This window comes from Mesorhizobium sp. M7A.F.Ca.US.007.01.2.1 (assembly GCF_003998165.1).
Lineage (GTDB): Bacteria > Pseudomonadota > Alphaproteobacteria > Rhizobiales > Rhizobiaceae > Mesorhizobium > Mesorhizobium ciceri.
Genome location: NZ_RZQP01000167.1, coordinates 1 through 14146 on the forward strand (window position 1 = coordinate 1; position 14146 = coordinate 14146).

Below are 14146 nucleotides of genomic sequence, written 5' to 3' on the forward strand. Positions count from 1 at the left end.
GGACGGTGGTGTCTCATCTGAAGGCGGCCGATGATGGTCCCGGCTAATCCAGTACGGGCACGTAAATTAGTGTTTGGTTGAAAGCGCCGCCACACAGTCTTCCAGGATGGCCAGGCGAAACCGGAGCCACTTTAATTCTTGGCCGACTTGCGCCAGCTTTAACATACCGGCCGAGCTCGCCACTCTTCGCCTCTGCTCCTCTTCCAAAGACGAGATTTTCACGCGCAACTCGAAGGCTTCTGTAGCCTTCGAGTTCCTAACTAACATCCGGGCACGCATATCCAACCCCACGCAGAAGAAACGTCGCCCTGAAATCGCACGGGCTGCGTTAAACTCTGGCGTTCAAATCATCGAGGATTTTAGTGATCACTAAAATAATGATCGATGCACCGAGGTATGTAGATTTCCATTGCATTGTGCGCGCCATCCATGAACTCCGTGGAAAAAACTCACAGTTGGGAAGACGACGAATGAGCGCAGGGGATCGTGCGCAAGGCCCAGCGATGGTTGCGGGCGACCCTTCAACATTGACAAACCGTATTGGTGAACTCGCCGGGCGAGGCCCCCCCAACTACTGCCTCAAGCCCGACGAGCTGCCCGGGATCAGCCGGCAACCGCCTTCGGTGCAAGACGGGTGCCAGCACTTCCGTCCTGAAGTGAGACAAACGGAGACCACCATGCGCGACGCGATCTGATGGAGCGACCAGGCAACGGCTGGACGCCATGGGCGAAGGGTGCCGGCGAACACGACATCGAGAAAATCTTGTGGATGGCTCGGGTGTTGCATTTCCCGAAACTGAACTCGAGCGCTTGGTTCGACGGCAGCGAACTCGACGGCATCGCTCATTGGGGCTTCCGCAGCGAGAAGTGGACCATGAAGGCGAAGCCGGCCGACCGGCAACCGCTGCCCGAGGTCTACGGGCTGGCGCGGGAAGCGCAGAAGCAGGCCGAGGTCGATCTCTTCCGGGCAAGGGCGAATGCGCGCTTCCTGCTGGCCACAGGCGGGCGTCAGCACGCGCAAGTGCATCGCCGGCGTATGATGGCGGCCGGGAATGTAGGCGGCATTCGACTTTGGAGCACGACGCAGAAATCAAGCCTGGAGCGAAAAGATGCGAGCCCTTGCCCTCGCCACGAGGACAGATAGGGCATATGATTGAAGACAGCCGGCTCGGACTTGACGAGCTGGCTATTTGAGAGCGGGAAACGCCGCTTTAACTAAGGCGCTTGTTTCACGCGCTCTCATATTGCCCGCTGCGGCCGGCCTCTGCTTTGCGCGATCCCGGTCGCTACTGCACTAACCCCTGAAGGAGAAGTGAGCTTTTCACTGGAGGAGAAGTCATCATGCATTACCTTCCCAGACGTGAATTCATCATTCAAGGCGGAGCAGCCCTTGTAGCCCTGACGTCCTTTCAATCGCGGATTGCCTATGCCTTTCCAACCCGGGCCGGCGAGGAAGTCATCAAATGGCTCGATCAGCTGCCGCCGAACCCGGTACCGGAAGTCATCAAAAATCAGCTGGTGTGGGAGGATCTCGATTCCTGGGTGACGCCCAACGACAAGTTCTTTTCAATCGCGCATTTCAACCGGCCGGTCATCGACGAAACTACGTGGAAGCTCGAAATCGGCGGTTCCGTCAAAAAGCCAACAGCCCTGACGCTCGCCGACATCAGGGCTCGACCGCGCCAGGAAGTCACGTTCACGGTCGAATGTTCGGGCAATACTGGCCTACCGTTTTTCAATGGTGGGATTGGCAATGCTCGCTGGGCGGGTACGCCGCTCGCCCCGATCCTCAAGGAGGTCGGAGTCCTCGACAGTGGGATCGAGGTTGTCTTCTGGGGCACCGATGAAGGAGAAATAAAGCGAGCCGACGACATCAAGTTCACGCAGAACTTTGCGCGCAGCATGTCGCTCACCGACGCCATGGACCCCAAAAACATCCTCTGCTACGAGATGAACGGGACTCCCTTGCCTCCTGATAACGGCTTCCCGCTGCGGCTGATAGCGCCGGGCTGGTACGGGATCGCGAACGTGAAATGGCTCAAACGAATGGACGTGAGCGACCAGCGCTTCGAGAACCGGTTTATGGGACGCGATTATGTCACACTGCGCGAGGAGGAGCACAACGGAGAGACGGTATGGGTGGAAACCTCTGTCGGGCGGGCGCGCTTGAAGTCTGCACCGGCCCGGGTCACTCATATCGGCAGTGACCACCGGATCGTCGGGGCGGCCTGGGGCGCGCCGATCGACCGGGTCGAGGTGAAGATCGATGACGGGCCATGGATGCCGGCGGCCATCGACGAAACCGACAAGACGGACTTCGCTTGGAAGATATGGTCCGTCGACTGGCCCAAGCCCTCCGCCGGGGAGCACACAGTCACCTCGCGTGCGGTTAGTACTGGAGGGCAGGTCCAACCCGCAATGGACGATCCCATCATCGCCAAGAAGCATACCTACTGGGAAAGTAACGGTCAGGTGACGCGACGTATCGATATTCACTGACTGGCGGAAAGCCGTATCAAAGTGTCTGAGATCGACGTGACCCCATGTTTTTGGCATGGGGTCATCAAAGCCCGATGTCGCCACATCACCCCGATGTGGAACTCGATCCGCCGCTCTTCCGTGCGCTTCTGCGCTACTGCGCGCGGCGTGCTGGGATCGTCGGGCCTCTGGCAGCGCTCCTGCTACTACTCCCGTTTGAGCCGTCGCGTCATGGCTGAGCGCTCCTTTGCCGCAAGTTAGGCCTTGCGGAGGACTAGGGCCAGTTCACAATCTGAAGCGGAACGCTTCCGAAGCTGCCTTGGCGCCTCCGCGTCTTCTAGCGTCATGGTGATCGTCATTCGAGCAATCCCGACCAACGAAGGTACCATGACCAGAGGACCTTCCGCTTCCGGCCCCGCCGCACTCAGCTTCATCTCGTTTCCGATTCTCGGAGCCACCGAATGAACAGGTCAAGAATTCGCTGACGTCGTCCGTCGAGGGACATCGTTTTCGGCCCGGTACGAAATCGGGGTCGGGGCTGGGAAAGGCGAACGATATCGCGGCTGTTGAGGAAGATGGCACGGTGAGATCAAGCGGTCAGCCTTCTGTCGAACTCCCTTCCTCCCGGGTTTGATGTAGTCTGGGCCGGTAGTCGCCGTCAGCCATGGAGTTGGATACCATGACGTATTTCGATCTAGGCACCTTCTCCCGCCGGCTGGACAACACGCCTTCCGAGGCGCAGATGTGGTTCGACCGGGGGCTGATCTGGCAATACGGATTTAACCACGAAGAGGCCATTGCCTGTTACGAGCGTGTGCTCGAAGTGGCGCCTACAAACGTCATGGCGCGGTGGGGAATTGCCCACTGTCTAGGTCCAAACTACAACAAGCTATGGACCTCCTTCGGGCCTGAAGAGCGTATTGTCGCTTTGACGCGGGCGCATGTATTGTTGGCGGAGGCGTGCCATCTGCCTGCAATCGAAGTCGAGCGCGCATTGCTTGATGCGCTGACGTCGCGGTTCCCTACTGACCCGGAGATTACGGATTATGGCCCTTGGACTGACGATTTCGCTGCAGCGATGCGCACAGTATACGAGAGTTTCCCTGACGATCTAGATGTGACCGCGATCTTTGTCGAGGCGCTGATCAACCGCACGCCTTGGGCGCTGTGGGATACTCGTACCGGGCAGCCTGCGGCTGGCACCTCGACGGAGGAAGCGCACGCGGCTCTGGACCGCGCCTTCACGACCCAGCCAGCAGCCTGGGGACATCCGGGGTTGTTGCATTTCTACATTCATCTGATGGAGATGTCGTCGACGCCGGAAAAAGCCTTGCCGCATGCAGATCGGTTGGTGCGCCTCGTGCCAGACTCTGGGCATCTTGTGCATATGGCGACGCATATCGACGTGCTTTGCGGCGATTACCACAAAGTCGTGATGCGCAACCGGCAGGCGGCTCAGGTGGATCGTTCATATTTCGCTCATGCAGGCGGCAAGAACTTTTACACGGTCTACCGGATCCACAACCTTCACTTTCAAATCTACGGGGCCATGTTTCTTGGTCGCCCGTCGGACGCCTTCGAAGCTGCGAGGGCATTGGTGGAAAACCTGCCAGAGCCGGTGGTGCGTTACATGCCAGAGATGTTTGAAGCCTTTGCGCCGATGAAGTTGCACGTACTTATCCGCTTTGGACGCTGGTCCTGTATCCTGGAAGAGGCCTTCCCCGAGGATGCGGAGCTTTACTCCTACAGCGCCGTCCTGTTGCATTATGCCCGGACAGTGGCTCTGTCCAACCTCGGTAGAATTCCCCAAGCCGAGGAAAGCGCTAGCCTTTTCGCGGCAGCGCGCGATGCAGTGCAACCCGAGCGCATGCTGTTCAACAACCCCTGCGCCGATATCCTGAAGGTTGCCGAAGCGATGATGCTGGGGGAGTTGCACTACAAATCCGGCCGCGTCCATGAAGGTCTGGATTTCCTGCGGCATGCGGTCGATCTCGACGACAATTTACTTTATGACGAGCCATGGGGTTGGATGCAGCCGACGCGACACGCGCTTGGCGCATTGCTGATGGATGCCGAACGATATGGCGAAGCTGAGGCTGTCTATCGCGCTGACCTTGGGCTTGATGCGACGTTGCCGCGGCCTTGCCAACACCCACGCAACGTCTGGAGCCTTCACGGCCTGCTTGAATGCCTTAGCCGACGGGGTGACGCGGTAGAAATCAGCGACGTCCGACAGCAGTTGGATCAGGCTCTGGCGCATGCAGAAGTGCCCATCATGGCATCATGTGCCTGTCGGAGTGCACCGCGATAAGTGGCAAGGTTCCGCTCGCTAGTTGCAACGTCCTCAGCGCCAAAAGAGCCAGCATCGAGTCGCACGCATCCATTGCGCGCGAAGACGGGCAGATGGCCCATCCGCAGGCTGAACTCCTGTCGTAGCCGCCCATACGATGGATGCGCGTGATGCATCGAACTGACAGCTTCGAGCAAGTGTGAGGACGTGGGGTGTCTGGATCACAGTGGGCACCTTACACCGGAGGGAGGACATAGATCAGCCGAAAAGTGAATGAACGTCCGTCAACGATTTTCCGGCCTCGTCATTCAGAACACTTCGCCGGGATAAGCCCCCCACAAGTCGAACTGTTTGATGAAGCCTGACATCGAACTCAGCGCGACGCTGCACCATTGACCATCGCATCCCCTGAGTTTGACTTCAACGGCAGGTTCCAGCCAGGAGATAACCGGGCCGTCGAATTTAGCCTTTTTGCGTAGAGCAACGTTACCTTTGCTCCAAGGAGCGATCACGGCCGTTCTGCGTCCAGACAGAAGCGGAGCATAGATCCATCCGCTGGCCCCGCTCCAATCCCGTACCCGCCGCCATTTGCCAAATTGCTGGTAAATCTCAAGGGGAATGCCCGGGCGCATGTAGACCCATTCAATGCTGTAATCGACACCAGGGCCGATCCGCAGGTTCGCGGGTGAACCTTTCAACGAGACGAAGCGGGGTATAGGAACGCTAGTGGTCTCGGCTCGCAATCCTGTCGTCGGTGCAGAAGCGGCTACCAAGCCAACCGTGAGAGCAGATCGAATGAGCGCCCACGCTTTAAAAACCTGGGCGCCGCGTTCGGTTTCGAAAAAGGATTGCATGCGGCGCGGCCGGACCACCTCACACCATAGTTTTTGTTAAAGGGGTCTGCACAATGGAGTCGACCCCTCGCATCAAACCAGAAGCCCGTGAGCTAATAAGCGGATCGGGCGGACCGAGCTGAAAGCCTCTTGGTGCCAGGAAGAGCAGGACGACAGCAATCGCTATCAGCAGGATAACGATAGCGGTATTGAAGAACTCTCTCATCTTCTTCATCCAAGGATCCACGCGCCTGGGTGGTTTTCTCCAAGTCGATTGAGCGGCTTTGGAGCGACTACCGTGCGTCGCCGGACTTCGCTCAACGAGCTGATTTGCAAATCTTGCTCGCTTTCAAGGCGGCGGTGAGCCCCATCAGCGAATAGGCGTACTGGGTTTGTGTACCTCTCCAGGACGTGGCCAACAGCTTCATTTTGCTGGCTGCCCGCATGGCATTGACCATCGATCGATCCTCTTCGGCGCTCGCCAACCAAGCCTTGTTGTCTTGAGTAAACATTGAGAAGTGCTCGTCTGCGATCACCACATCGATGTCCGACCCTAGCTTAAGCCGATACCCCATGACGGCTTCGGGCTGGTCATCCTTCGGCGCTCGCGAGATCATGACAAAATTCTCGCCATGATCGACATCCGCAGGAAGTTCGGAAACAGGGACACTCAGGACATAGCACCATGTTGTGTCTGAACGATAAGAATAGACGCCCCATGCACCGTGCTGAGAGAGAAGTCTGGGGCCAGCTTGCACCCAAGTGATAGAAAGTAGCAAGGATGCAATGCTTGCCACAACTGCTTTGATGGTCATCATATCCTTCCAGATTTCATAGCGCAGCAAACGTGGTCAAGGTGATTTCCGTATCACTGAGGTTTGAGGATGGGTTTCTCAATGGGAGCTTTGGAAGTTGTGACAACCATCAAGGCGGCCGTGCTTCGGCCTGATCGAGCTGCCTCAGTCGGGCGTTGGACTTTGCCTTCGTGCGGAAGTCCAACATTTGCCCTTCAGTAGTCCCGGATCGCAACAAGCCGGTCCCCTTTGACCGTGGCGATAACGAGATGGGACGCCCACGGATAGTACCGTGGCAAAGCCGCCGCCTGGTCGGTCAGTGTTGCGCCATAAAGGCCGCACAATTCGCCGCCGAGCAGTCGAGCACGATCGCCTTTGCCGTCCAACATGGCTATGTAGTCTCCGTCGTACGGGTAACCGATGAGCGCGATCTCCTCATAGTCTTCTAGCTTCCGCATACTCGTCTCGTGTGCCGTCTGCCGCATCCGTGGTCAGCGGGGCCGTGTCTCCGCTGCGCCAATCACGCCTGGAATGTTTGTGATTTTCATCGGCGGACCGGCCCAGCGGCCATGGACAGGGGGACAACCGCTGGGCCAATGAGAGCGCGCTCCTCCCGACCGCGAGCACTGACGTTGTCGTGATCATCAGCACTCGCGCTGCGCTCCCAAGATGGCGCTGCCGCTCCCGGCATTGGACGATGGTCCGCTGCTTGATGCGCCACGTCGAAGTTCACTCTCATGCGGCATATACCGAGCGTGGCGGGAAACTATTCCGGCACGGCGACTATTTTTCGGAAGGTTGGCGCGGGAGGCTGGCGCGCGCCACCGCTGTCGTCAATTCGTCGGCGATGGCCAGCGATAATCAGGTAGCTGCAGAGCGTCGGCAATTTCTCGCCCGATGGCCAATCGTGCGACACCGGGGATTGCAAATGTGCTTATCACCAAGTTGCGCACAAACAGGCCCAATTGCGTCCTTGGTGCAAAGGCTGTGGCAAATCGCTCGGCGCCGCGCTGCTTCTTATCAATGTAATCCCGCAAGAGAGTTTCGTACGTGCGGAATGCCTCCTGATATCGTCCCTCGGCCCTGAAAAGTTCACCCGCCAAGATATAGGCCGAAATCATGGCCAGGGCTGAACCTTGTCCGGCCAACAAGGACACGCAAAACGCGGCATCGCCCGTTAGAGCAATGCGGCCTTGCGACCACCTGTTCATCCTGATCTGGCTGACGCTGTCGAAATAGAGATCGTCGATCCCATCCAGCGCATTCAAAATACTTGGACATTCCCACCCGCCACCGCCGTAAATTTTTCGCAGCACTGCCTTCTGCATTTCCAGCGTCGCTGGCACTGGGTCGTTGCCCGCAGCAAAGACGAACAAGAAGAGCGTTCGGTTATCACGCAGCGTGAAACGCCCGAGCATTCTTCCTGGCTGGCCGTACATCAAATACACGTCTTCGTCGCGTGGACGGTAGCCAGCGCACTCGAAGGCCGCGACAGCGTAACCGAGTTTCTTTTCGAACTGCTGCTGTGGCCCGAAGGCCAGACGGCGAACGCCGGAATGCAGACCGTCAGCGCCGATCACCAGATCGTACGCGCGCTCGCCTCCCTGCTTGAAGTTAACGCGCACACCGGCTGGATGTTCTTGAAGGCCGAGGATCTCATCATCGAATATGACTTCGGTCGTATCCTTTATCTTGTCGAAAAGCAGCTTAGAGAGATCGCTGCGTCCGAGTGTCACAAAGCGGCCCGCTGTCAGCTCAGTAAAAACGTCCGTGCCAAAACCTGTGACGCGCTTTCCACGATCGTTTACAAAGCGCACTTCGCGTACATGGTAGCCTACGCGATTGATCTCCTCCTCGAGCCCCATTCGCTCGGCGATGCCATAACCAAGGCCCCAAAAATCGATGACGTAACCTCCCGTGCGCAAATGGGGCGCTCGTTCGATTAGTGTTGGTCGGAATCCACCGGCTGCCAACCAGAAGGCAAGGGCGGGGCCGGCGATTCCGCCGCCGGAAATCAACACCGTTCCGTTGGCCATATTGAAAAGTTAGTGGAAGTCGCCGCTATGGCAAGGAGAGGTCAGTCGGCACGAGAATGATGATTCGCTGCCCAGGCCGCCGGGGACGGTGTCCCGTTAAACAGGCGGCTGGGAGTGCCTCTTTCCCAACAGAGGCAGCCTTCCCGTGACTCACGAGATTATAAGATCCCGAATGGTCCGTCGTTCGCGCGATGTGAGGTCCGCGGTGGATGTGGCAGCTTCGCCTGGTATTCTGGGCGGACGCATCGGGCGCGTTCGCGGCGCAGCTAATCGTTCGCAGCCGCACGAGAGTTTTTGTGAGATTCCAGCCAGTCAACCAATGCCATCCGAATGAGCTCAGGTCGACTCATGTTCATCTCGGCGGCTATTGCCGACAGAGCGGATTCGGTCGCCGCATCTAACGACACATGGGCGGTCTCGCGTAGCATTGTCGCTGCCCGTAGATTAGCCAGCCGTGCATTTTGGGCCTCGCCCCCGGAAGACACATCAGTCAAGTGAACGTTCCTTTCATCAACTTCCAGAAACTCCGCGCCTGCCGCTCCGTCGCCTTGAGATGGATCACATCGAAAACAACAGAGCGGATCGGTCCGGCACCAACTCCGCCGAAAATGCCGGGCCGCCAGGAAACGCCCGCGGGCGGACTTGCTCAAACAGCATCACTCTTGTGCTCCCCCAAACGGTGATGTTGGCGCGTTCCCTCATGGGCGCCTGCATCCGAACTCGATGGGGATTTCGCAAAACTGCAATTATTCACGGCCGATCAAATCTTCACTCGCACAGAGTATGAGAGCTATTCTTTGAGTGTCGGAAATTTGTAGCCGGGCCTGCGAAAGCCACAGCACGCGGCGCTCCGGAGACACAGCTCGCATTGCCGAGCGTGCGGCGGCGGTGATTTCGTATCCGCCGCAGCGGGCGCACTGGAATTCTACCGTTCGCAAGATAATGTCGGCCGCGAGCGCGGTTTCTTCGCAAATCGGGCACGTCGACGGGTAATACCGCAGGGCTCCTAGGGTCGGCGGCGGAAGCCTTATCATGCCGCCCGTCCCGAAGCCTCAACTCGCGAAGATGACTCAGGATTTCGCTGCTGAGGCACATTGCTGGTTGAGGAGATGTCTATCCCGCGACGAGTGCGGCCATGTCGGGTTTCATATGATACAAGCAGTCGGTCAATCTTTCTTGCGACGTCCGGCGTGGTCTTTTTCAGTTCCTGGAACGCCCACGTCACAAATGTCTCGGACAATCTGTCAGGCCGATACAGAATGACTTCGCGGGGATCTAACGGATTACTGAACGATACACCGACATCCGAACCAAGAAACCGTATGAAATGTTTCTGGATTTGTTCGGCAGACATGCAGTCTCACTTTCCTTTGACTAATGATAGCCCAATGGTCCTCAGCCCCGTATTTTGGCAGCGACGCTCCTTCGGGTGGCCACCTCGATTTCCTTAGCCTCTTTTTCAAGTCGGTCGGGCGCGGCAGGGCCCATCAGGGCGTAGGCCGTGCCGCCCGATTGCCAGTATATGGTCGGCACGCGCCCATCCGTAGCGGGAGTAGGCGGTACGGCGTCTTCGCCGCTCATCGCGACCGCAACCAGTGTGATCTGGCCAACGCTCGGTGTGTCAGCCGTCACGACAAGGCTCTGCCGCCCGTTCCAGGGCTGCACCTGAACATCTTTCACCCTCCATGTCGCTGGAAGAGCGGGCATGCTGATGTTCATGGCGCCGACCAGTCGCTCGATCTTGTCCTGCTTTGGCTCACTGCCCCTTTCGGGACCGGCATTCAGCTGGGCGACTCGCAAGGCATCACGCGCGGCAAGAATGAAATTCTCATCGGTGGTTTGCCCTCCCTGGCGGAGAGGCAGTGTCAATGAGTTGGCCGACCAACCCGCCAGAATGAGCAAGGCGGCTGCCGTTTGCAGTTTGAGCGCACTGAATATTCTTAGCCGTCGAAACGCACTTTCCAGTTGCTTGGCCTTGTCCACGCTAACTCGGGGCGGGAAAAGCCGCTGCGGTTGAGCGACGCGCAATGCTTCCATGCGCTGTGCCTGGGCAAAAACTTCCGCCGCCAGTTCCGGCTCCAGGGCAAGCCGTGCCTGGAGGTCGGATCTCTGAGGCTGGGTCAGTTCGCCGTCAAGGAAGCGATTGATCTCGTCCTCGGAAATACGGTCACTTGGCCACATCACGGCCTCCTACAACTTTTAACTGGGAAGGCGCGCAATCGCGTAGTTTTTCCATGTTGTTCTTCAGGGCAACTCGTGCGCGGCTCAGGCGGGACATAACAGTTCCCTGCGGTACGCCGAGTACTGTTGCGGCGTCAGAATAGGTGAAGCCGAGGACGCCGACCAAATGGAGAACTTCGGCTTGCTCCGTAGGCAACTCTCTCAGCGCCTTTCTGACATTGGAGAGTTCGGTGCTGTGCTCCTGCGATGGCAGTAACAGTGGGTCAGACTGCTCCGCAAAGGCGGCAATCCGCCGCCTCTCTGCGTCCGCACGCACCGCACTGGTTAGAAAGGTATTTCGCACGATTGTGATCAGCCAGGGCATGAGAGGACGCGAAGAATCGTAGCTGCGAGCCAAGGAAAGAGCGCGGACAAGCGACTCCTGCACCAAGTCGTCGGCGTCTGCGTCGTTGTGCGTAAGCACTCGACCATACCGCCACAGATCCTCCAGATGCGGAGTGACGTCGAAGCTCGCATTCATGTGCCGTATACTGAGACGATGGCGAAGCTATTCCAAGCCGGTGCGACTTTTTTGTCCTCAAGTGACCTTGGCACCGGGTTCAACTTCGAAAGCGAAGCTGCGGTGGTGAGGGGTCCGAGCCGCTGTTTGCGGCGGCTGCGCCGGCGGCAAGCCGGCAAAGAAGAAGTTCAAGAGCTATTCGATCGGCTACTTCCATATCGACGTCGCGGAGGTGCGCACCGAGCAGGGCAAGCTGAACATGTTCGTCGCCACCGACCGCACCTCCAAGTTCGCCTTCGTCGAGCTGCACGAGTTCACCACGCCCGGCGCCGGCGGTTCGGCCATGCCGCTGATCAACGAGACCATCGCTGGGAAGCTGCTGCCAAACGCGGCTCTGCTAACCCATCGTTGCAATCTGACGGCCAAGTTCCTCGACCCGGAGAAACGTCATTCGCCACTCGGTGAAGTCGTTCGATCATGCTCAGCAAGGATGGGATGACGCAACTGTAGCTGGCAGTCAGCATTGATAAAGTTGCTCTTGATAACAGACATAGAGGCCAAATCGACAACGCATTCGATGCCCGTCGCAATGGGGCTGTGTGATCACTCCAGCTGTTTCGGCACCGGGATGGGGATTAGGGTCATGGGCTGGTACTGAGCCAATCTTTGAAGGCCCGCAAGATCGGTCAGCTCGATAAAGCGCGCGTTGCTGGTGATAAGGTGTTCGGCGCGCAATTGCTGAATGACGCGATTGAGATGGGGCACGCTCAGCCCGAGCGCGTCCGCCATGACTTCCTGCGAAAATGGCAAGTCGAAACTTTCTTCGTCAGCGCCTCCCACCTCCAGGAGACGCGCGTGGATCTCTAGCAAAAGGTGCGCCAGCCTTTCAATCGGAGTGCGCCGACCCAGATTGACAATGTGTTCCGCATAAGTCGCTGCCTCCTGGGCGGCGAGCCAACTTAACACCAGACCGAATTGGGGCTGCTCGTAGCAGAGACGAACGTAAGCGTCGAACGAGCACACGGCGTAGGTCAGCTCGCTCACGGCAACGACCGCACAAGTCGATCGATCGAAAAAGCTGACCGGGAATCCAATGACATCACCCGGCAGGATAAGCTTCAGGATTTGCCGCCTGCCGCTGCGCAGCAACCTGTAACGGATCGCGTAGCCGTCTTTAACAAAGCACAGGCTTCGGAACTCGGAGCCGTGAACGACGAGTTCCTCCCGTTTCCGAATGGTAAGGTCGCGCTCGAAAATTGCCTCAAGACGTTTGATGTCTAGCGATTCCAGCTTCATTGCACGTGTCAGTCGGGTCACGATCGGATGGCCGGTCAGCGGCATGCCATGCTCCACATGTTCATGACCTTCAAGGAAACTTTCCTATGCTTATTAATCCAGATCAATGAACAGAATCATCAAACGAAAGTTGTATTGACTGGCAGGCCTACGCCACTGCGAATGCCCATGCAAATAGGCCATTTTCAGCGTCTCGCTGAAAAAAACCGGTTTCCGGAACAACAATGAGAGTCGTCCGACGGCTCCACGCTAAGGAGGAACAGCTGATGCCACTCGACGATCAAAATACTTCCCATATATCCCGCCGTAGCATGCTGCACGCGGGCGCAGGTCTTCTCGGTAGCGCCGTTCTGCCCTTATCCAGCTTTGCGGCTTTTGCGGCCGACGACAAGCCCGCGATAGGCACCTGGCCGGCCGGGTCGGCGGGCGACACCGTCTACATCGGAGCCGCCGTGCCCCTTACCGGTGCCTATGCCGTGCAAGGTGCTGACGAACTTAAGGGCTGGCAGCTCGCGGTCGACCACATCAACAACGGCCACGAGTTGATGAAGGCGTTGGCGCCGAAGGTCGACAAGGGGTTGCTCGGCAAGAAGGTCGAGCTGTTGTCCGCCGACAGCGCGGCCAAGCCGAACCAGGCCGTCGAGCTCGAGCAGAATTTCATCCACCAAAACAACATCATCCTGATGACCGGCTCGACTTCATCGGCGGTCGCGGTTGCGCTCAACAAATTCGCGCAGCGCGAGAAGATCCTCTACGTCGCGGGCATCTCCGGCTCAAACGACACAACAGGCAAGGACTGCGTTCGCTACGGCTTCCGCCAGAATTTCTACGGCCAGACCGCAGCCAACGCGATCGGCCCGATTCTTGTGAAGACCTACGGCAAGGGAAAGAAGGCGGCATTCATGACGCCGGACTACACTTACGGCCACACCGTGACCAAGTCGGTGAACGACTACCTGACCTCTCAGGGCGGATGGGAGATGGTGACGGACCAGGTCTCGCCGTTGGGCACCCAGGATTTCAGCCAGTATCTGACCAATATCGCCAATTCGGGCGCCGAATTCATCGTCAACGTCAACTGGGGCCGCGACGCGGTGCTGTCAATCCAGCAGGCCAAGCAGTTCGGCCTGACTCCGAGCATGAAGATGGTGATCCCCTACCAGATCCCCTTCCTTGCCAAGGAAGTAGGCCCCGAACTGACAGCCGGGGTTTTTGCCGCTACCGATTTCTGGTGGACCCTGCAGGACAAGTATCCGCTCGCCAAGCAGTTCGTGGACGCATTCCAGCAAAAGTTCGGCTATCGGCCGGAATGGGGCGCCGAAAACGCCTATGTCAGCTTCGCTCATTGGGCGCGCATGGTGTCGCAGGCCGGTAGCTTCTATCCGCCGGACGTCATCAAGCAATACGAGAAGGGTGAGACCATCCCTTCACTCGTCGGCGACGTTCACTATCGGCCGGAAGACCATCAGTGCGTGCGACCCGTCGTACTCGTTCAGGGTAAGGATCCCAAGGACATGAAGAGCGACGACGACTACTGGAATGTGGTGGAGGTCGTCGATGGCGCGCCGCTGATGCAGAAGCCCGACGAGTTCGGCTGCAACCTGGGCAGCTACACCTGATGCCCGCAGCGCCTTCTCCGCTTCGCCACGGCTGGAGAGGGCGCTCGCATCGGGACTGGCTCTGCCCGGACGCAGACGGTTCGTCTCCCGGCGCTCGGTGGGATGTCGATTGTTCGCGAC

At 58.2% G+C, this 14146-nt stretch carries 12 protein-coding genes and 1 pseudogene; 5 read left to right on the plus strand and 8 right to left on the minus strand.

The features are described from left to right. Window positions 1-778 precede the first annotated feature (778 nt). The 3 genes from EN949_RS24685 (at window position 779) to EN949_RS24695 (ending at window position 4789) form a co-directional block, all read left to right on the plus strand. Entirely contained in the window at window positions 779-1144 is a 366-nt protein-coding gene (locus EN949_RS24685) for a hypothetical protein (RefSeq protein WP_127371803.1), read from the plus strand. 197 nt (window positions 1145-1341) lie between these two features. Continuing rightward, window positions 1342-2499: a sulfite oxidase gene (locus EN949_RS24690; protein ID WP_127365636.1), complete on the plus strand. Its 1158-nt coding sequence runs from the start codon at window positions 1342-1344 to the stop codon at window positions 2497-2499. Window positions 2500-3157: 658 nt separating this feature from the next. Further along, window positions 3158-4789, plus strand: coding sequence for a tetratricopeptide repeat protein (locus EN949_RS24695; protein WP_127365635.1), 1632 nt, complete (start codon window positions 3158-3160; stop codon window positions 4787-4789). A gap of 287 nt (window positions 4790-5076) precedes the next feature. Here the strand turns inward: EN949_RS24695 and EN949_RS24700 are convergent, their stop codons facing one another. From EN949_RS24700 to EN949_RS24735, 7 genes are all read right to left on the minus strand, one after another. After that, window positions 5077-5622 carry an SH3 domain-containing protein gene (locus tag EN949_RS24700; protein WP_127365634.1) on the minus strand — a complete coding sequence of 182 codons (546 nt, stop codon included), beginning with the start codon at window positions 5620-5622 and terminating at the stop codon, window positions 5077-5079. A 19-nt stretch (window positions 5623-5641) separates the two neighbouring features. After that, the gene (locus EN949_RS24705) at window positions 5642-5836 is read right to left on the minus strand and encodes a hypothetical protein (protein ID WP_127365633.1); all 195 of its coding nucleotides are present in this window, start codon (window positions 5834-5836) and stop codon (window positions 5642-5644) included. An 82-nt stretch (window positions 5837-5918) separates the two neighbouring features. Next, window positions 5919-6416 (minus strand): invasion associated locus B family protein, encoded by a 498-nt coding sequence (locus EN949_RS24710; protein ID WP_127365632.1) that lies wholly within the window; start codon window positions 6414-6416, stop codon window positions 5919-5921. 194 nt (window positions 6417-6610) lie between these two features. Then, window positions 6611-6853, minus strand: a complete 243-nt coding sequence (locus EN949_RS24715) for a hypothetical protein (RefSeq protein ID WP_127365631.1) — start codon at window positions 6851-6853, stop codon at window positions 6611-6613. 375 nt (window positions 6854-7228) lie between these two features. After that, window positions 7229-8431 (minus strand): FAD-binding domain, encoded by a 1203-nt coding sequence (locus EN949_RS24720; protein WP_127365630.1) that lies wholly within the window; start codon window positions 8429-8431, stop codon window positions 7229-7231. Window positions 8432-9826: 1395 nt separating this feature from the next. Beyond that, window positions 9827-10612, minus strand: a complete 786-nt coding sequence (locus tag EN949_RS24730) for a hypothetical protein (protein WP_064995212.1) — start codon at window positions 10610-10612, stop codon at window positions 9827-9829. Beyond that, entirely contained in the window at window positions 10599-11132 is a 534-nt protein-coding gene (locus tag EN949_RS24735) for a sigma-70 family RNA polymerase sigma factor (RefSeq protein WP_064995211.1), read from the minus strand. The genes EN949_RS24730 and EN949_RS24735 overlap by 14 nt, the downstream gene beginning before the upstream one ends. A 142-nt stretch (window positions 11133-11274) precedes the next feature. Here EN949_RS24735 and EN949_RS24740 point away from each other — a divergent pair. Further along, window positions 11275-11424: pseudogene (locus EN949_RS24740) on the plus strand (IS481 family transposase); the annotation flags it as partial. A 290-nt stretch (window positions 11425-11714) separates the two neighbouring features. Here the strand turns inward: EN949_RS24740 and EN949_RS24745 are convergent. Further along, window positions 11715-12452: a Crp/Fnr family transcriptional regulator gene (locus EN949_RS24745; RefSeq protein WP_127365628.1), complete on the minus strand. Its 738-nt coding sequence runs from the start codon at window positions 12450-12452 to the stop codon at window positions 11715-11717. Between the two features lie 221 nt (window positions 12453-12673). On the opposite strand from EN949_RS24745, the gene EN949_RS24750 reads away from it, so the two are divergent. Next, entirely contained in the window at window positions 12674-14026 is a 1353-nt protein-coding gene (locus EN949_RS24750; RefSeq protein ID WP_127368574.1) for a substrate-binding protein, read from the plus strand. Window positions 14027-14146 lie beyond the last annotated feature (120 nt).